Origin of the sequence: Exiguobacterium sp. Helios, assembly GCF_014524545.1 — a bacterium.
In the GTDB taxonomy this organism is placed as follows: domain Bacteria; phylum Bacillota; class Bacilli; order Exiguobacteriales; family Exiguobacteriaceae; genus Exiguobacterium_A.
The window spans coordinates 191,246-209,506 of sequence record NZ_CP053557.1 but is presented as its reverse complement, the minus strand read 5'-3'; the positions used below and the strand labels follow the sequence as shown (position 1 = coordinate 209,506).

The 18,261-nt window shown below is 49.1% G+C and carries 16 protein-coding genes and 1 riboswitch; of the genes, 6 read left to right on the top strand and 10 right to left on the bottom strand.

Annotated elements, in window-relative coordinates:
* The first annotated feature begins 28 nt into the window (after positions 1–28).
* Positions 29–553, top strand: coding sequence for an SF0329 family protein (locus HNY42_RS01085; protein WP_131973567.1), 525 nt, complete (start codon positions 29–31; stop codon positions 551–553).
* A 58-nt stretch (positions 554–611) separates the two neighbouring features.
* Here HNY42_RS01085 and HNY42_RS01080 read toward each other — a convergent pair whose 3' ends face one another.
* Positions 612–1,607 (bottom strand): tRNA dihydrouridine synthase, encoded by a 996-nt coding sequence (locus tag HNY42_RS01080; RefSeq protein ID WP_012371870.1) that lies wholly within the window; start codon positions 1,605–1,607, stop codon positions 612–614.
* Positions 1,608–1,708: 101 nt separating this feature from the next.
* Positions 1,709–3,304 (bottom strand): FMN-binding glutamate synthase family protein, encoded by a 1,596-nt coding sequence (locus HNY42_RS01075; RefSeq protein ID WP_188004952.1) that lies wholly within the window; start codon positions 3,302–3,304, stop codon positions 1,709–1,711.
* A 156-nt stretch (positions 3,305–3,460) separates the two neighbouring features.
* Here HNY42_RS01075 and HNY42_RS01070 point away from each other — a divergent pair, with 156 nt between their 5' ends.
* Genes HNY42_RS01070 through HNY42_RS01060 form a run of 3 tightly spaced genes read left to right on the top strand, consistent with a single transcriptional unit; the run spans position 3,461 to position 4,998 of the window.
* Complete coding sequence (locus HNY42_RS01070) at positions 3,461–3,943, top strand: LURP-one-related/scramblase family protein (protein ID WP_188004951.1); 483 nt, start codon at positions 3,461–3,463, stop codon at positions 3,941–3,943.
* A 26-nt stretch (positions 3,944–3,969) separates the two neighbouring features.
* Positions 3,970–4,479 carry an LURP-one-related/scramblase family protein gene (locus HNY42_RS01065; protein WP_131973564.1) on the top strand — a complete coding sequence of 170 codons (510 nt, stop codon included), beginning with the start codon at positions 3,970–3,972 and terminating at the stop codon, positions 4,477–4,479.
* Positions 4,480–4,998: an NUDIX hydrolase gene (locus tag HNY42_RS01060; RefSeq protein WP_131973563.1), complete on the top strand. Its 519-nt coding sequence runs from the start codon at positions 4,480–4,482 to the stop codon at positions 4,996–4,998.
* 212 nt (positions 4,999–5,210) lie between these two features.
* On the opposite strand, the gene HNY42_RS01055 is transcribed toward HNY42_RS01060, so the two are convergent.
* Positions 5,211–6,284: an MFS transporter gene (locus HNY42_RS01055; RefSeq protein ID WP_131973562.1), complete on the bottom strand. Its 1,074-nt coding sequence runs from the start codon at positions 6,282–6,284 to the stop codon at positions 5,211–5,213.
* A 200-nt stretch (positions 6,285–6,484) separates the two neighbouring features.
* On the bottom strand, positions 6,485–7,039 hold the full coding sequence (locus tag HNY42_RS01050) for a histidine phosphatase family protein (RefSeq protein ID WP_188004950.1): 555 nt from the start codon (positions 7,037–7,039) through the stop codon (positions 6,485–6,487).
* Positions 7,040–7,256: 217 nt separating this feature from the next.
* Positions 7,257–7,332: riboswitch (glycine riboswitch) on the top strand.
* Between the two features lie 164 nt (positions 7,333–7,496).
* On the opposite strand from HNY42_RS01050, the gene HNY42_RS01045 reads away from it, so the two are divergent.
* The gene (locus HNY42_RS01045; RefSeq protein WP_131973560.1) at positions 7,497–8,864 is read left to right on the top strand and encodes an amino acid permease; all 1,368 of its coding nucleotides are present in this window, start codon (positions 7,497–7,499) and stop codon (positions 8,862–8,864) included.
* A 78-nt stretch (positions 8,865–8,942) separates the two neighbouring features.
* Here HNY42_RS01045 and HNY42_RS01040 read toward each other — a convergent pair whose 3' ends face one another.
* Positions 8,943–10,469, bottom strand: coding sequence for a cryptochrome/photolyase family protein (locus HNY42_RS01040; RefSeq protein WP_131973559.1), 1,527 nt, complete (start codon positions 10,467–10,469; stop codon positions 8,943–8,945).
* Positions 10,470–10,703: 234 nt separating this feature from the next.
* Between HNY42_RS01040 and HNY42_RS01035 the strand changes: the two genes are divergently transcribed.
* Positions 10,704–12,197: a malate:quinone oxidoreductase gene (locus HNY42_RS01035; protein WP_188004949.1), complete on the top strand. Its 1,494-nt coding sequence runs from the start codon at positions 10,704–10,706 to the stop codon at positions 12,195–12,197.
* A gap of 63 nt (positions 12,198–12,260) precedes the next feature.
* On the opposite strand, the gene HNY42_RS01030 is transcribed toward HNY42_RS01035, so the two are convergent.
* From HNY42_RS01030 to HNY42_RS01010, 5 genes are all read right to left on the bottom strand, one after another.
* Complete coding sequence (locus HNY42_RS01030) at positions 12,261–12,803, bottom strand: ECF transporter S component (RefSeq protein ID WP_012371862.1); 543 nt, start codon at positions 12,801–12,803, stop codon at positions 12,261–12,263.
* A 356-nt stretch (positions 12,804–13,159) separates the two neighbouring features.
* On the bottom strand, positions 13,160–14,689 hold the full coding sequence (gene ahpF / locus HNY42_RS01025) for an alkyl hydroperoxide reductase subunit F (protein ID WP_026827068.1): 1,530 nt from the start codon (positions 14,687–14,689) through the stop codon (positions 13,160–13,162).
* A 14-nt stretch (positions 14,690–14,703) separates the two neighbouring features.
* Positions 14,704–15,267 (bottom strand): alkyl hydroperoxide reductase subunit C, encoded by a 564-nt coding sequence (ahpC, locus tag HNY42_RS01020; protein ID WP_012371860.1) that lies wholly within the window; start codon positions 15,265–15,267, stop codon positions 14,704–14,706.
* 221 nt (positions 15,268–15,488) lie between these two features.
* Entirely contained in the window at positions 15,489–16,889 is a 1,401-nt protein-coding gene (gnd, locus tag HNY42_RS01015) for a decarboxylating NADP(+)-dependent phosphogluconate dehydrogenase (RefSeq protein ID WP_188004948.1), read from the bottom strand.
* Positions 16,890–16,907: 18 nt separating this feature from the next.
* Positions 16,908–18,254, bottom strand: a complete 1,347-nt coding sequence (locus tag HNY42_RS01010; protein ID WP_188004947.1) for a GntP family permease — start codon at positions 18,252–18,254, stop codon at positions 16,908–16,910.
* Positions 18,255–18,261 lie beyond the last annotated feature (7 nt).

Genomic DNA, 18,261 nt, shown 5'->3' with positions numbered 1-18,261 from the left:
TGTTTAACGCGTTTAAAAGGAGGACCCGATGCAATTCTCAAAAATGAAAAAGCAGATATTATCGTTCGTCGCACCACAGCTTCAGCAGCGTATAAATCTCTATGCGACAGTCGACCGTCGTTTTCACGATGGTGAAGCTCGAGTTTGGATGACGCTGGACGGAAAAACTTTTTTTAAGGCGGAGGATTTACGGTTTACATTAGAGTCAGATCGTCGTTATGAGTTGGCGAAGGCACGATTACCTGAAAAACCCGTCTGTTTTACACTGGATATCTTTCAATCGGATTGGTACAAGGCATCGAGTGAATTAAATGAGCAGATTGAACGTGAGTTGGAGGAAGAGGGATGGCATGCTAGTTACGGCGTACAACAGGATTTGTTGCTGTATCCGACGCTCTCGATTGAAGAGGCGTTGACGCATCCCCATGCCTTCATCCGCGGCTTTGCGTTGCTCGATCGGCGCGTCGGGAAACGGCGCTTGGAACGAGTGACATGCGATACACCGTTTGAATTCACCTGTTTAAAGATTCGACTTGAAGCGGAATCCAACTAACGACAAAGAAAAGAGCAAGGCGCGATGCCTTGCTCTTTTGCATGTTCAATTCAAATCTTTAAATCGAAAACGAATTAACAGCGTGAATGCCTTCTTGTTCGACGAATTCGTCAAGCAAAGCACGGACATCGTCTGTTGAATTCGTATCCATCAGACGGGCGCGTAATTCGCTCGCCCCGCGGAAACCGCGGACATAAATCTTGAAGAACCGGCGGAGCGGTTTGAAAAGACGCGGTTCGAATTCAGATGAATACTGATCATGTAAGTCGAGTTGCAGACGCAACAGATCCAGTAATTCTTCGCTCGAATGGTCTTTCTTTTCAACTTCGAACGCGAACGGGTTATGGAAAATCCCGCGTCCGATCATGACACCGTCGACACCGTACTGCTCGACGAGTTCAAGACCGTGTTGACGGTCGTTGATGTCTCCGTTGATCGTCAAGAGTGTCTGTGGTGCCACTTCATCGCGGAGCTTCTTGATTTCCGGAATCAGTTCGAAATGGGCCGGGACCGCACTCATTTCTTTACGCGTCCGCAGGTGAATCGACAGGTTGGCGATGTCCTGTTCAAGAATGTGGCGTAACCAGTCATGCCATTCTTCGACTTTGGAATAACCGAGGCGTGTCTTGACGCTGACCGGCAGACCGCCGGCTTTCGCTGCTTGAATCAGTTCAGCGGCGACGTCGGGGCGGTTGATCAGTCCCGATCCCTTTCCGTTGACGGCGACGTTCTGAACCGGGCAACCCATGTTGATGTCGATTCCCTTAAAGCCCATTTCCGCCATCCCGATACTCATTTCACGGAAATATTCCGGTTTGTCGCCCCAAATATGGGCGACCATCGGCTGTTCATCTTCCGTGAACTCAAGGCGTCCGCGGACACTCTGTTTGCCTTTTGGATGACAGTAACTTTCCGTATTCGTAAATTCAGTGAAGAAGACATCCGGACGTGCCGCTTTCGCGACGACGTGACGGAAGACGACGTCCGTGACATCTTCCATTGGAGCAAGTACAAAAAATGGTCGTGGCAGGTCCTGCCAAAAGTTGTTTTTCATCGTATATAAAACCCTTTCCTTAAGGTAATTCGTTTTGCACAATTAAAATTTCATCAACTATACACTTTAAGCGTAATGAGGAAAAAGTGCAAGCGGATGGTTTAGGAAAGGGGCGGCACCGGATAATGAATCAAGGCGGTGGCCGGTGTGACTTGTCCGTTCGATTGTTTGTAGATGATATGCTTTGCCGACAACTCGGTCGGTGACTTCAGACCGGCAGCAGCGGTCAGATTATATAACCCTTCCCGGAGCGAGATGATGTAGTTCGTCACCCGGAAACTTTTTTCATCGACGATCAGCGCTTGTTGGAGTTTCGGATCGGTCGTCGCGACTCCGACCGGACAATGGTTCGTGTGACAGACTTGCGCCTGGATGCAACCGACGTTAAACATCAGACCGCGGGCGATGTTGACGAAATCGGCACCAAGCCCTAAAGCGACCGCAATCTTATCGGCACTGATCAGTTTGCCGGAAGCAAACAGTTTGATCCGGTCGCGGATGCCGTGAGCGACCAGCAACTGATGCAGATACGGCAGGGCCGATTTGAGCGGTAAACCGGCCGCATCCGCAAGTTCCTGGAACGACGCACCGGTTCCGCCTTCTCCGCCATCAATCGTAATGAAATCCGGATGTTTTCCGGACGTTTCCATGTAAGAGACGAGTTCATGCAGATCGTTTAGATTACCGACGACCAGTTTGATGCCGACTGGCTTTCCGCCGGTTTCCCGTAATAGTTCAACAAAAGCAAGCATCTCTTCCGGCGTCTGAAATTCGTTGAAACGGTTCGGGCTGTCGATGCTGACACCGGCTTTGACGTTCCGGACGGCCGCGATTTCCGCCGTGACTTTCTCGCCTTCGAGATGACCGCCCCGTGTTTTTGCACCCTGCGCCAGTTTTAGTTCGAAGGCTTTGATTTGCATCAGTTCACTTTTCTGTTTGAATTGTTCGAGCGAAAAAGAGCCGTCTTCCGTCCGGACACCAAATAGTCCCGGACCAATCTGGAAGATGATATCCACGTCACCTTTTAAGTGATAGTCGGACAGTCCGCCTTCACCGGTATTCATCCAGGTTCCCTGCGCCTGGCCGAGACCGATTGATAGTGCCGTAATCGCCCGGTCACCGAGCGCACCGAAACTCATCGCCGACTGACCGATTAGTCCGAAGACTTGAAACGGATGACGGCAGGTATGCTCCCCAATGATCGGAGCGTCAGCGGCAGGAAGTAAAAACGGTGCAATCTGCTTTTCGACCAAGTGTTCCTTACGGGTCAGGAGATTATCCTGATCAAGTTGATAGAGATGAGTCGTAATTTTATGTTGATTATCGATCCGCAGTTCCTGACGGTTCGTCGGAAAAAGGGCATTTTGCAAATAAAAGCCGGCTGCCTCAAAATCACGTTCGGAACCAAATCCCATCGTCCGCGTATTATATTTACCGGCCAGAACCGCGGTTTTATAATCATTCCGGGAAAACGGTTTGTCTTCATTGTTGTTTAAGAATAAGTACTGCCGAAGTTCAGGACCGATTTTTTCAAGGATGTAACGGATTTTTCCGAGAACGGGAAAGTTTCGTAAGATGGAGTGCTCCTGTTGTTTATGATCAATGTTCCACAGATAAAGCCCAAGCACTAACGGAACGAAGATGATGAGTGAGATCAATGTCAGGATAATCGTCAGAATGATGGTATCAGTCGACATAGGAGTGCCTCCTTCAGGAGTGGGAGCGGCGGGACGATGAAGAGGGAAAACCAAATATGTTAGTCGAATAAGGTAAAACAAGACGGTTCTATCAAGATACCACTTGCCTAAAGAATACAAACCTAACGGATAAGATAAAGGAGAGGATGATTTCTTATGCATACACTGTACATGAAACAGAAAGTATTCAGTTTACGGGGACGATTTTCGATTCAAGATCAGCAGGAACAGGACGTCTATCTCGTCGAAGGCAGCTTTATGAAGCTGCCGAAGACTTTTTCAATCTCGACGGTTGATGGTGAGGAAGTCGCCGTCATCACGAAAAAAATGCTCAGCCTGTTGCCGAAGTTTTTTATCGAAGTCGACGGGGAAACACTGACAATCGAGAAATCATTTACGTTCTTTAAAGACCGCTATACGATTGATGCGGCAGATCTCGAAATCGACGGAGACTGGTTGGATATGGATTTTGAAATCAAGCGTCACGGCGAAGTCGTCGGAAGTGTCGAGAAAAAATGGTTCACGTTTGGTGACAGTTATGAAATTCAAGTCTTTGATCCGGACATCGAGAAGATTTTGATTGCGCTTGTTGTCGCTATCGACTGTGTCAAAGAAGATGAAGAATCCAGTTCGTCGTAAGAAAGCACTCAGGAGAGGAAACGGATATGAAACAGCTTTTGATGAAACAGTCGTTTGAATGGAATCGCCGATTTACGGTTGCGGATGAAGCCGGACAGATCGCATATGAAGTAAGAGGACAGTTGTTCCAGATGCAGAAACACTGGCAACTCGTGCACGAAGGATCCGAAGTCGGTCGGGTGACGAAACAGACGTTCAGTATGTTGCCTCACGTCCTGATTGAACTGGACGGGCGTGTCGTTGCAACGATTCAAAAAACCAGATTTGTGATGTTTTCGAATTACCGGATTGACAGCCGGGAGTTGCATGTCGACATCAACTGGGCGACGATGACGTTCAGCGTCATGTATCAGGGAAATAAAATCGGGCAAGGCAAAAGACGGTGGGTCCGCTTCGGCAAACAATACGAATTGACACTGCTCGACGACACGGCAGAACAACTGTTTTTGAGTGTCGTCCTCGGCCTTGACCGGGTGAAAGCCGATAAGACGGTTTCGACGCTATTTTCAGATGACTGGACGAGGGGGAAGAAATAAATGGAACGATGGGATATTTATACGGCAGATCGCGTAAAAACAGGCCGGACCTGGCCGCGGGGGACGGAGTTAAAAGACGGCGATTACCATCTTGTTGTGCACGTCTGTCTGTTTAACGAACAAGGACAAATGTTGATTCAGCAACGCCAGCCGTTCAAAGAGGGCTGGTCGAACATGTGGGACCTCAGTGTCGGCGGAAGTGCGACGACTGGTGACACGAGTCAAATGGCTGCCGAGCGCGAATTGTTCGAGGAACTCGGACTATCGCTGTCATTCGAAGGACGGCGTCCACAGTTGACGGTGCCGTTTGAAGTCGGATTTGACGACTATTACTTAATTGAAACGGAAGTCGATTTGACGACCTTGACGTTACAGGAAGAAGAAGTCCAAACTGTCAAATGGGCGACGGAAGAGGAAATCATTACCGGGATTCGGAAAGGAGTCTTTATTTCCTATCATGAACCGTTGATTCGGTTGCTGTTCATCCTGCGCAATCAATACGGTGCGCATCAAAAATAAACAATCCCCAGGTCGCAGGCGACACTGGGGATTGTTTGCAATCAGGCTGTTTTTTTCGAAGCCGGAACCGATTGTTTCGGTTTGGTTTCCGGTAAAAAGAGACTAAAGATCAGGTAAGTCGAACAGCTGAGGAAAAAGACGACCATCGACGCCGTATAAGCCATCTGACCGAGCGTGTAACTCCAAATAATCGTAAAGATGGTTTGGGTTGCCTACGCAATCGCCCAGAACAGGCCGAACAAGACGGTGATCTTTTGTGGTGTCATACCCTTCATTTCGTGGGCCAGATTCATGAAAATCGGATACTGAATGTACATCGCGAACCCAGAGACGAAAGCAAAGATATACGAGACGAGCGGTGATATGTTGCCAAACGCAACCGTGACGATGAAGCTGCCGATCATCACGAAGCCGCTGATCAGAAGAATCGGTTTTCGCGGTGTCCCGCGGCTGCCGATTTTCAGACCGACGAAGGTTCCGATAATACCGGCACCGGAGACCAGCAGATTAACGAGCGATCCGTTTAACTCAGTATACGTGTCAAACACCGGTTTGAGTCCGACGAGCGACAGGATGTAAAGTGTCAGGAAGCCGCCGAACGCGATCGCATACTTCCATAAGAAGCTGTCTTTAATCGCATCCCGGTAGCCGTAAGCCGTGACGACTTCGTTTTGATCGCTTGCCGTATTTAAGTCAAATTCTTCACTAAAAATCAACCAGGCGAGGAACAGAATCGCTGTCAAAGCAGCAAAAATCGTTAACGGCAGCTGCCAGTTGTTCGTGAATTGTGTCGCAAAAAACGTAAACAGTAACGAGACGACAAACGCACCGACATTATACGAGACGGTATTGAGCGCATTGATCCGCAGTTTTTCCGTCGGATCGCTGATGTAACGGGTGACGACCGGATTCATGTAGACAATGACCATCGAGCCGCCGAGACCCATGACCATCCGTGCCGCCGTATAGGCCCAGTAGTTCGGCAGATAAATGGCGACGATGGACATCATCAGAAACAACAGGGCGAGCATCGGTGCTTTTTTAGGTCCCAGTTTCATCAAAATCAGTGCCGCCAAAATGTTCGCGAAGACGCGGGCCGTCGTGATTGAATAATTGACGAGTTGTGAAATCAACGGGTCAACGGTCCGGTCTCCGAAGAAATGAGCCGTGATTTGCGGGGGTAATGAGGAACCGGCGACCCAGTTCATGGCGAACGTCGCATAGGCGAACCAGAGGACAGCCATCATCAAATACCCTTTTCGTGCATGATTAGATTGTGTAGACATAACATACCCCTTCTTTTCTTAAGACAAATCCCTGTCTGACAGGGATTTGAACTACTTCACTTTGTTATAAATTCGTTAAATGTAGTCGAGTTCGAAGGGGAAGTAAAATAGATAATTCTTATGTTTCCTATAAGATAAAAGAATAGGTAAAAAGTCGTCAGATGCATTTGGTGAATACTTGAAAAAATGACGTTTTTCCTTCAGTCTGTTTGCTCATTGAAAGGCAAGCGTTCGAAAGTCAGACCCTCAGAGTTTTTGACGAGACGATAGATATCCGGGTTACGCAACTGTTCCCAGTCCGGATAGCCAAAATTTGAATCGATGGATTTTAACAATAGAGCCATCGCGTTTCCGTGCGTCACCAATACGGTGTGACGGGCAGGATGAAGAAATGCCTCATGGAGGACAGATGAGGTCCGTTCCATTGCTTCACGACTGGATTCACCACCGGGAAATCGGAGCTTGAGATCGGAAAATGTCGCTTTTAAGTCAGCCCGCCAGTCATTTAACGAAGAAGTACTGAGTATACGTTCCTGCAACCGATTCTCCAATTCGATTGGACAATTATACATAGTGGAAAGCGGAAAAACAGTGTCGTATGCGCGTCGAAATGGACTCGATAAAATCCGGTCAATCGGAATGGATTTAAAAAAATCAGCGAGTAATAGCGCTTGTTTTTGACCTTGTGGCGTCAACGGAGCATCGGCTGCTTGTCCGGTTGCTTCACAATGTCGGATAAGATAATAGGTCTGCAATGTAAGTACCTCCTCTAGATGTAACCATATGAAAGAGTTCTGGTAATAGAATGGAAAATCCTCTTTCAAGTTATGAAAGAAGAAATGAAAGAATTTGATAAAACGGTTGACAAACGATCATAAGATTACTAGTATTAGAAACAATTCAGGTGATTATGTCACCTCAGCAACCGAATAAAAAGAGAAAGCTATGATTGTCATGGGTCAAACTATGGCAGGAGCAGCTTCTGGAGAGACCGTGTAAACGGCGCCGAAGGGTTCACAATCTCAGGCAAAAGGACAGAAGAGTACTAAATCTTTATTTTTTTGTGTGGGCTTTGCCGACCGGAAAATGATTATTTGCTATTCTGATGATTTTTTTGAGATTGGACACCCGTCCAGTCTCTTTTTTTGTTGGACTGACAGAACAGTCTGACCGGGGGGGAAACAGAGAGATCATCAAAGGAGGAGTTCAGGTTTGGAACAGCAAGGATTAAAGCGGGATTTATCGAATCGTCATGTCCAATTGATTGCGATTGGTGGAACGATCGGAACAGGGTTGTTTTTAGGATCGGGGAAAGCGATTCAGCTGGCCGGTCCATCGATCGTATTTGCTTATCTGCTTGTCGGGATTGCGATTTTCTTCGTCATGCGGGCACTCGGAGAGTTACTGTTGTCAAAAGCCGGTTATCAGTCCCTGACGGATATCGCGGAAGATTATCTCGGACCGCGCGCCGCGTTCGTAACCGGCTGGACGTATTGGTTCTGCTGGATCATGACGGCGATGGCCGACGTGATCGCCGTCGGTGTTTACGTCAAATACTGGTTTGATATCCCACAATGGATTCCGGCCGTTATCGCCCTGTTGATCTTACTCGGCTTTAATCTCCTGACGGTCAAACTGTTCGGAGAACTCGAGTTTTGGTTCGCCTTGATCAAAGTCGTCACGATTTTAGTCTTGATCGGCGTCGGAATCGTTTTGCTCGTGATCGGCTTTAATACGGATGCAGGACCGGTCACGGTCAAGAACTTGTGGCAGCACGGCGGGATGTTCCCGAACGGTGTCACCGGATTCCTGTTGTCGTTCCAAATGGTCGTCTTCGCTTATGTCGGAGTGGAACTGGTCGGAGTCTCGGCCGCCGAAACGGCTGATCCGAAAAAGAACATTCCGTCCGCAATCAATAAAATTCCGTTACGGATTTTGTTCTTCTACGTCGGTGCCTTGCTTGTCCTCTTGATGATCAATCCATGGACCGGACTGAACGCAACGGAAAGTCCGTTCGTCAAGACGTTTAGTCTGATTGGGATTCCGGTCGCGGCCGGAATCATCAACTTCGTCGTTCTGACATCAGCCGCATCTGCTTGTAACAGCGGAATGTTCTCGACGAGCCGGATTCTCTATAATCTCGGGAATCAAAAACAGGCACCTCAATCATTTTCGAAGCTCAATAAAAATCATGTGCCGGCGAATGCGTTGTTCGTCTCGACGCTGGTCGTCTCGGGTGGGGCTCTGTTGAGTAAATTACTTCCGGGACAAGCGTTCAGCATCGTGACGACGATCAGTGCGATCTGTTTCATCTGGGTTTGGGGCGTTATTCTCGTCTGTCACTTGAAATACAAGAAGACACAGCCTGAATTGCATGCTGCATCGACGTTCAAAGCGCCACTCACACCGTTCGTTAACTATCTTGTGCTCGGTCTGTTCACGCTGATCTTAATCGTCATGCTGGTTGCGGATGAAACACGTCCTGCGCTTCTCCTGACACCGGTCTGGTTCATCGGATTGTTTGTCCTGTATCAGCTGCGGACGAAAAAACATCAAAAAGCAGAACGTCATAGTGCATAATACATCAAGGAAATAAGTAAAGACCCGGCTCCCTGCCTTACTTGTCAGGGAGCCGGGTCTTATTTTTTGATACGAGACTCAGCGGTGAAATGTGCCATCCGCCAGCTGTTTCTTCAAGGCGGTCGCTTTTTTGCGAATCGCCTGCTGGTCCGCTTTGTCGCGTTTTGCCCACTGCCGGTACATCATCGACATCCGTTGGTTACCGGCGAAACGTTCCTCGTGCCGGGCGATGAAGTCCCAGTATAAGGCGTTGAAGGGACAGGCATTGTCGCCAAGCGCATCCTTCTGGTTAAAGGGACAGTTCCCGCAATAATCGCTCATTTTATGAATATAGTTTGCCGACGCAATGTACGGTTTTGTCGACAAGAGACCGCCGTCGGCATGCAACGCCATCCCGAGAACGTTCGGCAGGACGACCCATTCATAGGCATCGATATACATTTCGTTAAACCAGTCCGCTGTTTGTTGCGGGGAAATCTCAAACAGATTAGCAAAGTTCCCGAGCACCATCAGCCGCTGAATGTGGTGATTGTGCGCCGTTTCGACGACTGGACGCAGTGATTCCGCGACACACGTCATCGTTGTTTCGCCGTCCCAGAAGAAGTCCGGCAAATCTCGGTTGTGTTGCAGGACATTGACCTGTTCGTACCCCGGCATCTTACTTAAATAAACCGCCCGCATGTATTCGCGCCACCCGAGAATCTGCCGGATGAATCCTTCGACAGCATTAAGCGGTGCTTCCTGGTCTTCCAGTGCGGCCGCCGCCGCTTTGATGACTTCGTCCGGTGACAGTAAGCCGATATTGATCGACGAGGAGAGCAGGGAGTGGGATAACGTATCCTCTCCCGTTAGCATCGCATCCTGATAAGTGCCGAATGTCTCTAGCCGTTCCTCAATGAACCGGGCGAGCGCGCGCTGGGCTTCCGTTCGGGTAACCGGCCAGTGGAATGTCTCAAGCTGCCCCGGATGATCGGCAAATGACGTTTCGACTTTTTTCATGACGTCGCGTGTGATCTGATCCGGACGAAACCGGATCGGTACTTTAAAATCAACGCCGTCCTTCGCCGGTTTTCGGTTATCCGCATCAAACGACCATTTTCCGCCGAGTGGTTTGTTTCCGTTCATCAACAGGCGACGGTCTTTTCGAAGCTGCCGGTAAAAGCGATCCATCTTCCACGGTTTATCCCCAAGTAGTGCCACAGCTTCGTCCTGCGTCAATAAAAAGAGCGGAACATCGGAACAGATGTTGACGGTGATCGTTTTCGGGAGAGCGTCCTGAAATTTTTGCATGATACGGCGCATCGGTTCGTCTGTGATGGCTGTATAGAGCAGGTGTGTCGGTTTGTACTGCTTCTGGTGCTGCTTCCAAGCATCGTCAAACGAGTCCGCTTCCCGGTAATCGACTTTAAATCCTTTGTCCCGGAGTTCTTCTGCGAAATGACGCATCGCCGAAAAGATCAGCACCAATTTTTGTTTATGATATGCCTTCCAGGTCGAGCGGGACGTTGCTTCGACCATCAGGATGATATCTTCTTCTGGATCCGCTTCTGTCAGAAGCGGTAAGCTGTGATTGAGTTGATTGCCGAAAATCCAGCGCGTTGCCATGCACGTTCCTCCTTTTTCTTCTATAGGAGTATATAGCCCGTTTGCTGGAAAGTATGTCTTCGGATGTGTCCTATTACACTCGGAAGCCGATTTATTTTTAAGTGGAGACACCCAATATTTTAATTTATGAATGACCTGTGATAGGGTTATACTGGAAAGGTAAGTTGTCGTCATACGAGCGCTTTCAACTGGTATGACAGGTCCATAATATCAAACGGGGATAGGAAGGATATCATGAGCAGTATGCCTAAACAAACAGATGTTATTTTGATTGGTGCCGGAGTCATGAGCGCAACGTTAGGGGTCTTATTAAAAGAGCTTGCGCCGGACATGAAGATTAAAGTATTCGAGAAGTTAGCAAGTGCTGGGGAAGAAAGTTCAAATGAATGGAACAACGCGGGGACAGGTCACGCAGCACTTTGTGAACTGAACTATACGACGGAAAACACCGACGGAACGATCGACATCAGCAAGGCCGTCAAGGTCAACGAGCAGTTTCAGTTGTCGCGCCAGTTCTGGTCGCACCTCGTCAAAGAACAGGTGTTGCCGAATCCAAAAGAATTCATCATGCCGATTCCACATATGAGTATGGTCGAAGGGGCGGAAAACGTCACATTCCTGAAAAAACGATTGGAAGCGCTCTCAGCTAATCCGTTGTTCAAAGGGATGGAATTTTCGGAAGATCCGGAACAGCTGAAACAATGGATTCCGTTGATCATGGAAGGCCGGACATCACCGGAGCCGATCGCAGCAACTAAAATCGATTCGGGAACGGACGTCAATTTCGGAGCACTGACACGGATTCTGTTTGATCATTTAAAACAACTTGATGTCGAGATTAACTACGGTCACGGTGTCGAAGACTTGAAACGGGTCGACGGCGGCTGGGAAGTCAAAGTCAAAAACGAACGCGACAACCGGATTGAACATCATACCGCGAAGTTCGTCTTTATCGGCGGCGGCGGTGGAAGCTTGCCGTTGCTTCAAAAAACAGGGATTCCGGAGTCGAAACAGATTGGCGGATTCCCGGTCAGCGGCTTGTTCCTCGTCTGTAAAAACCCGGAAATCGCCGAGCGTCATCATGCGAAAGTCTACGGGAAAGCGAAAGTCGGTGCACCGCCGATGTCTGTCCCGCACTTGGATACACGTTACATTGACGGTCAAAAATCACTCTTATTCGGACCGTTTGCTGGCTTCTCGCCGAAGTTCCTCAAGACGGGATCGAATCTTGATTTAATCACATCGGTTAAACCGAACAATGTCTTGACGATGCTTGCGGCAGGCGCAAAAGAGATGGGACTGACGAAGTACTTGATCGAACAGGTCTTACTGTCGACGGAGCAACGGATGAACGAACTGCGTGAGTTCATTCCGAACGCGAAGACGGAAGACTGGGATGTCGTCGTTGCCGGTCAACGGGTGCAGGTCATCAAAGATACACCGCAAGGCAAGGGGACACTTCAGTTCGGAACAGAAGTCGTCAGTGCGGCAGACGGTTCGGTTGCAGCGTTGCTCGGCGCATCACCAGGCGCTTCAACAGCCGTACCGGTCATGCTAGAAGTGCTGGCCAAGTGTTTCCCGGATCAACTGCCTGGCTGGGAAGCAAAAATCAAAGAAATGATTCCGTCGTACGGCACGTCACTCGTCGCGAATCCGGAACTCTTTGATCAAATCCACGCCGAAACAACCAAAACACTTGAATTAACGGAAGCACAACCGATTCGTTAAACACATCATAAGAAGCAAAAAAAGCCCCGTTCTCTTGAAGAGAGCGGGGTTGTTTGTGTGAAATCAGCCGCGTTGACGGAAGAAACGTGTTTTCTTTAGGGCAATCCCGACTGGAATCGCGACGAGAATCCCGACGACGTTTTGTGTGATGTTACCCGGGATGGATAATGCTGGGGCTACCCAGTTGCTATATAAAATTCCTTCACAGATATAATAGACAGCGAGCATAGCGGGAACCGATGCAATCATAGCAAGCAGATTGACACCGGGCTTTGTTCCGTTACGTCCATATGTCCAAGCAATCCAACCGACGATGAATCCTTGTAAACCGCGACCGACAAAGGAGAAAGGCGCCCAAAGTGCCCAACCAGACATGATATCGAAAAGTCCCATTCCAACCGCGCCGGCAATCATTGCTGTCCGGGGTCCGAAGAGAATTGCAATCAGGAACAACATTGCTGTTCCCATATGGACAAGTCCACCATTTGCCGCGATCGGCAATTTAATATTAATGAAAAATGTAGCAACAAAAACAAGTGCAATCGACATTGAAGTGATGACGAGTTGCCGGGTACGAGTGCTTGAATACGGTGCTGCTTTTTGCATGTGTCAGACCTTCTTTATGATAGATTTTGAATACTCTCAATCTATCAGATAGCTGGACTAGCTAAAAGTATCAATTTCGAACAATTTATAGGGGTCAGTTCGAATCTGAATCTTTACTAATGAAAGTATCGACATCGACCTAAAAGAAGATTTTCCGTGACTTCTACGGGAAAAAGCGCGTTTACGCGCTGTCAGAGGCAGGCGAGACCCGGCTTTAAGACCTGTGGTCGCAAAAGCCGCGGCTTGCGCCTCGCCCGAGAAAAGCACGGGAAAAATTCTCTTTTGTTCGTAGCGATTCTGTTTATACTAGATTTTACAATCAAAAAACGCCTTGCCGAAGCAAGACGTTTTCATAATCAGTTACGAATCATATAATCGAAAGCACCGAGTGCTGCTGTAGCACCTGATCCCATCGAGATGATGATCTGTTTGTATGCACTGTCCGTACAGTCGCCGGCTGCAAAGACACCCGGGATGTTCGTTGCGCCATGACGATCAACGAGGATTTCACCGAACTTGTTGCGTTCGATCGTTTCGCCGAGCCAGTCTGTGTTTGGCACAAGACCGATCTGGACGAAAACGCCTTCGAGCTCGACATGGTGCTCAGCACCTGTTTCGCGTTCGACATACGTGATGCCGTTCACTTTATCCGTACCCGTGATTTCCTTCGTCTGGGCGTTGGCAACGACCGTGACGTTCGGAAGACTCGCGAGACGGTCTTGTAAGACCGCGTCCGCTTTCAGTTCCGGTGCAAATTCAAGCACCGTCACATGTTTGACGAGACCGGCCAAATCAATCGCCGCTTCGACACCGGAATTCCCGCCGCCGATAACCGCAACGCGTTTTCCTTCGAAGAGTGGACCGTCACAGTGAGGACAGTACGCAACCCCTTTGTTCTTGAATTCAAGTTCGCCCGGCACACCGATGTTACGCCAGCGTGCTCCTGTTGAGAGGATCAGACTTTTCGTTTTCAAGACCGCACCGTTTTCAAGCTCCAGTTCCACGAGGTCTTTCTTCTCAAGACGTGTCGCCCGTTGAAGGTTCATGACATCGATCCCGTACTCTTTGACGTGTTCTTCAAGACTCGCCACGAGTTTCGGACCTTCCGTATACTTCATGCTGATGAAATTCTCGATACTCATCGTATCCATGACCTGACCACCGAAGCGTTCCGCGACGATTCCCGTCCGGATTCCTTTACGTGCCGCGTAAATCGCAGCACTGGCACCGGCGGGACCGCCACCGACGACAAGAACGTCGTACGGGTCTTTGTCCGCAAAATCAGAAGCGTCGACACCTGTACCGAGTTTCGCGAGAATCTCTTCGAGCGACATCCGACCGTTTCCGAAGGCTTCGCCGTTGACGAAGACGGTCGGGACAGCCATGATTTCTTTTGCTTCGACTTCTTGTTTAAAGGCACCGCCGTCAATCATCGTGTGGCTGATGTTCGGATTCAGAACACTCATGACGTTTAGGGCTTGAACGACATCAGGACAGTTGTGGCAACTGAGACTGATGTACGATTCGAAATGATACGTTTCTTTAATGCCTTTGATCTGTTCGATCAGTGCGGCGTCGACTTTCGGCGCGCGACCGCTGACTTGAAGTAACGCCAAGACGAGGGACGTGAACTCGTGACCGAGTGGAATCCCGGCAAACGTAATCCCGCTCTCTTCACCGACACGGTTGACGCTGAAGCTTGGTGTCCGCGGCAAGGCCGCCTGTTCGATGCTGATGCGTGGTGACATGCTCGCGATTTCTTCGACGAGCTCGCTCATCTCAAGAGAAACGGAGTCTGTCCCGGCGCTGACCGCGAGGACAAGATCTCCTTCCAATAAATCGAGGTATTGAGCGAGTTGTGCTTTAATATCTGCTGCTAAAGCCATCTCAAATCCGCTCCTTAAATTTTTCCGACGAGGTCAAGGCTCGGTGTAAGTGTTGCAGAACCTTCTTCCCATTTCGCTGGGCAAACTTCGCCTGGGTTGTTGCGTACGTATTGTGCTGCTTTGATTTTGTTGACGAGTGTACTTGCGTCACGACCGATTCCGCCAGCGTTGATTTCAACAGTTTGGATGACACCGTCCGGATCGATGATGAACGTTCCGCGGTCTGCAAGTCCGTCTTGCTCGTTTAAGACTTCGAAGTTACGTGAGATGACGTGTGACGGGTCACCAATCATGACGTACTCGATTTTACCGATTGTTTCTGAAGTTTCGTGCCATGCTTTATGTGTAAAGTGCGTGTCTGTTGAAACCGAGTACACTTCAACGTCAAGTGCTTTGAGTGTTGCGTATTGGTTTTGAAGATCTTCGAGCTCAGTCGGGCAAACGAATGTAAAGTCTGCTGGGTAGAAACAAACGACACTCCATTTTCCACGAAGGTTGGCATCTGTAAGATCGACGAACTCTCCGTTGTGGAATGCTGATGCACTAAATGGTTTTACTTCACTTCCGATTAAAGACATGATAAAAATCCTCCTGTTGGGTTCTATTTAAGAATCTGTTCTAGTAGAAAGAAAAAAACTGTATCTATCACACTAGAATAATTCTAATCTAATACTAATTTCATATAACCGCTTAGTTTTGTCAAGACATAACCTGCAATTTCCTATTCTGATAAATAAAGTGTGAACAAAAAAAGAACTCCTATTTCCTTAAATGAAACAGGAAATAGAAGCTGTATAAGTTATTGCCATTCCGTATGGAACGTTCCTTCGCGATCGGTCCGGGCATACGTATGGGCGCCGAAATAATCACGTTGGGCTTGCAGGATATTCGCGTTGGAGTTAGCCGTCCGGTAGCTGTCGTAATACGTCAGCGACGTGCTGAGACACGGAGCAGCGAGTCCGGATAATGCACTTTCAGCGACGACCTGACGCAGTGCCGTTTGATAGTCTTGCACTTTGTCCGCGAAGTACGGCGCGAGCATCAGGTTCGCAAGCGACTCGTCCTTCGCAAAAGCATCACTGATGACATTGAGGAACTCAGCACGGATGATGCAGCCGCCACGGAAAATCAAAGCGATTTCCTCGAGGCGCAAGTTCCAGTCATACAGTTCGGATGATGTTCGGTACTGTGTGAAACCCTGCGCGTAAGCCGCGATTTTCCCCATGTAGAGGGCTTGGCGGATCCGTTCGATCCAGACTTCTTTATCGAGCGTCTCACGGGTTTCCGGTCCACCGAGGACGGCAGCAGCGGCGACACGTTCTTCTTTGACAGCCGAGAGATAGCGGGCGAAGAGGGCTTCCGTGATGATGGACGAAGCAATCCCGTTATCAATCGATTGCATACTCGTCCATTTGCCTGTCCCTTTTTGACCGGCTTGGTCCAAGATGACATCGATCAACGGAAGACCGGTCTTATCATCTTTTTTGCGGAGAATATCGGCCGTAATCTCGATCAGATAACTTTTCAGCTCGCCTTCATTCCAAGATGCGAAGACATCCGCGATTTCTTCAACGTCGAGTCCAAGACGGACCCGGAGGAAACTGTACGCTTCCGCGATCAGCTGCATGTCGGCGTATTCGATCCCGTTATGGACCATCTTGACGAAATGACCGGCCCCTTTTGGTCCGATGTAGACGCAGCACGGCTCACCGTTCACTTTGGCGGCAATCTTCGTTAAAATCGGTGCGACTTGCTCGTACGCTTCTTTTGTTCCGCCCGGCATGATGGCAGGACCGGTCCGGGCACCGACTTCACCACCGGAGACACCGACACCGATATATTCGATCTTGTGTTGTTGCAATTGAGCAAAACGACGTTCTGTATCATGGAAATGCGAATTCCCACCATCCATGATGATGTCGCCTGCTTCAAGATGCGGAATCAGAGACTCGATGACCGAATCAATGGCGCTTCCCGCCGTGACCATGACGAAAATTTTCCGTGGACGGGCAAGGGATTGGACAAAATCTGCCACCTCGTAATAAGGATGTAGCGACAATCCTTCGTTATGTGCCATTAAGTCATCCGTTAAATCACGGGTGTAGTTATAGACAGCGACATCTTCCTGACGGCTTGCCATGTTGAGGGCGATGTTGCGCCCCATGACGCCGAGTCCGATGACTCCGATTGAATGTAGCATAGTGTACCGACTCCTTTTTTAGACGACGAGACTGAGCAGGAGAACGAATCCAAGTCCGAAGACGGAAATGATTGTCTCAAGTAAGGTCCACGTCGCGAAAGTTTCTTTCATCGTTAATCCGAAATATTCTTTAAACATCCAGAATCCGGCATCGTTGACGTGTGAAGCGATCAAACTGCCGGCTCCTGTCGCAAGGACGACAAGTGCGAGATTGACATCCGATTGACCGAGCAACGGAATGACGAGCCCGGCTGTCGTCAGTGAAGCGACGGTTGCCGAACCGAGTGAAATCCGTAAGATGGCGGCGATGATCCAGGCGAGTAAAATCGGTGATAATGTCGTATCTTCAAACATCTGAGCGACGAACTTACCAACACCGCCGTCAATCAGGACCTGCTTGAAGGCACCACCGCCGCCGATGATCAGTAGCATCATCCCGATTTGTGTGATGGCCGTCGTACAAGAATCCATGACGGTTTTGATCGGAATTTGGCGTGCCAGTCCCATCGTGTAGATGGCGACGAGTAAGGAAATCAACATCGCTGTTGACGCGTTTCCGATGAATTGAACAGCAGATAAAACAGAGTTACTTTCCCAACCAAGCGTTTTTTGCAATAACGTTAAAATCGTTGCGATGGACATCAGGAGGACAGGCAGCATCGCTGTGAAAACACTGATCCCGAAACCTGGTGTCTCGTCTAAATTAAATTCTTTTTGTTCCCCGAGTGACGCAATGTTGCCGGTTTTTTTGAATGATTCCGGTGCGATCCGTTTCGCGATTTTTGTAAAGATTGGTCCTGCAATGATGACGGTCGGCACGGCCACGATAAAGCCGTATAAGAGAACTTGTCCCAGATCGGCCCCGTACTCCCCGGCGATGACGGTCGGGCCCGGGTGTGGCGGAAGAAAACCGTGTGTGACGGAAAGAGCAGCGACCATCGGAATCCCGAGATACAGGATCGAGACACGCAACTGACGTGAGATCGCGAAGACGATTGGAATCAATAAAACCAGTCCAACTTCAAAGAATAACGCGATCCCGATGATGAACGAAGCGACAACGACGGCCCATTGGATGTTCTTTTCCCCAAACTTCGCGACAAGCGTCATCGCGATTCGTTGCGCACCCCCTGCGTCGGCAATCAATTTTCCGAGCATGGCACCAAGTCCGAAGATCAAGGCGAGGTGACCAAGCGTTCCGCCGAGACCGGCTTCAATCGTCGTGACGATTTGATCAAGCGGCATTCCGAGCAGTAAAGCGACGACAAACGAGACGATGATTAACGAAACGAACGTATTTAATTTTAACCCCATAATTAAAACGAGTAACAGAACAATCCCGATGGCAACAATGACTAATGGCATGTGACTT

Bases quoted from the DNA above. Each gene is read 5' to 3' on its own strand.
- HNY42_RS01085 (WP_131973567.1), top strand. From the start codon at position 29: ATGCAATTCTCAAAAATGAAAAAGCAGATATTATCGTTCGTCGCACCA.
- HNY42_RS01080 (WP_012371870.1), bottom strand. From the start codon at position 1,607: ATGAAAAACAACTTTTGGCAGGACCTGCCACGACCATTTTTTGTACTT.
- HNY42_RS01075 (WP_188004952.1), bottom strand. From the start codon at position 3,304: ATGTCGACTGATACCATCATTCTGACGATTATCCTGACATTGATCTCA.
- HNY42_RS01070 (WP_188004951.1), top strand. From the start codon at position 3,461: ATGCATACACTGTACATGAAACAGAAAGTATTCAGTTTACGGGGACGA.
- HNY42_RS01065 (WP_131973564.1), top strand. From the start codon at position 3,970: ATGAAACAGCTTTTGATGAAACAGTCGTTTGAATGGAATCGCCGATTT.
- HNY42_RS01060 (WP_131973563.1), top strand. From the start codon at position 4,480: ATGGAACGATGGGATATTTATACGGCAGATCGCGTAAAAACAGGCCGG.
- HNY42_RS01055 (WP_131973562.1), bottom strand. From the start codon at position 6,284: ATGTCTACACAATCTAATCATGCACGAAAAGGGTATTTGATGATGGCT.
- HNY42_RS01040 (WP_131973559.1), bottom strand. From the start codon at position 10,469: ATGGCAACGCGCTGGATTTTCGGCAATCAACTCAATCACAGCTTACCG.
- HNY42_RS01035 (WP_188004949.1), top strand. From the start codon at position 10,704: ATGAGCAGTATGCCTAAACAAACAGATGTTATTTTGATTGGTGCCGGA.
- HNY42_RS01030 (WP_012371862.1), bottom strand. From the start codon at position 12,803: ATGCAAAAAGCAGCACCGTATTCAAGCACTCGTACCCGGCAACTCGTC.
- ahpF (WP_026827068.1), bottom strand. From the start codon at position 14,689: ATGGCTTTAGCAGCAGATATTAAAGCACAACTCGCTCAATACCTCGAT.
- ahpC (WP_012371860.1), bottom strand. From the start codon at position 15,267: ATGTCTTTAATCGGAAGTGAAGTAAAACCATTTAGTGCATCAGCATTC.
- gnd (WP_188004948.1), bottom strand. From the start codon at position 16,889: ATGCTACATTCAATCGGAGTCATCGGACTCGGCGTCATGGGGCGCAAC.
- HNY42_RS01010 (WP_188004947.1), bottom strand. From the start codon at position 18,254: ATGCCATTAGTCATTGTTGCCATCGGGATTGTTCTGTTACTCGTTTTA.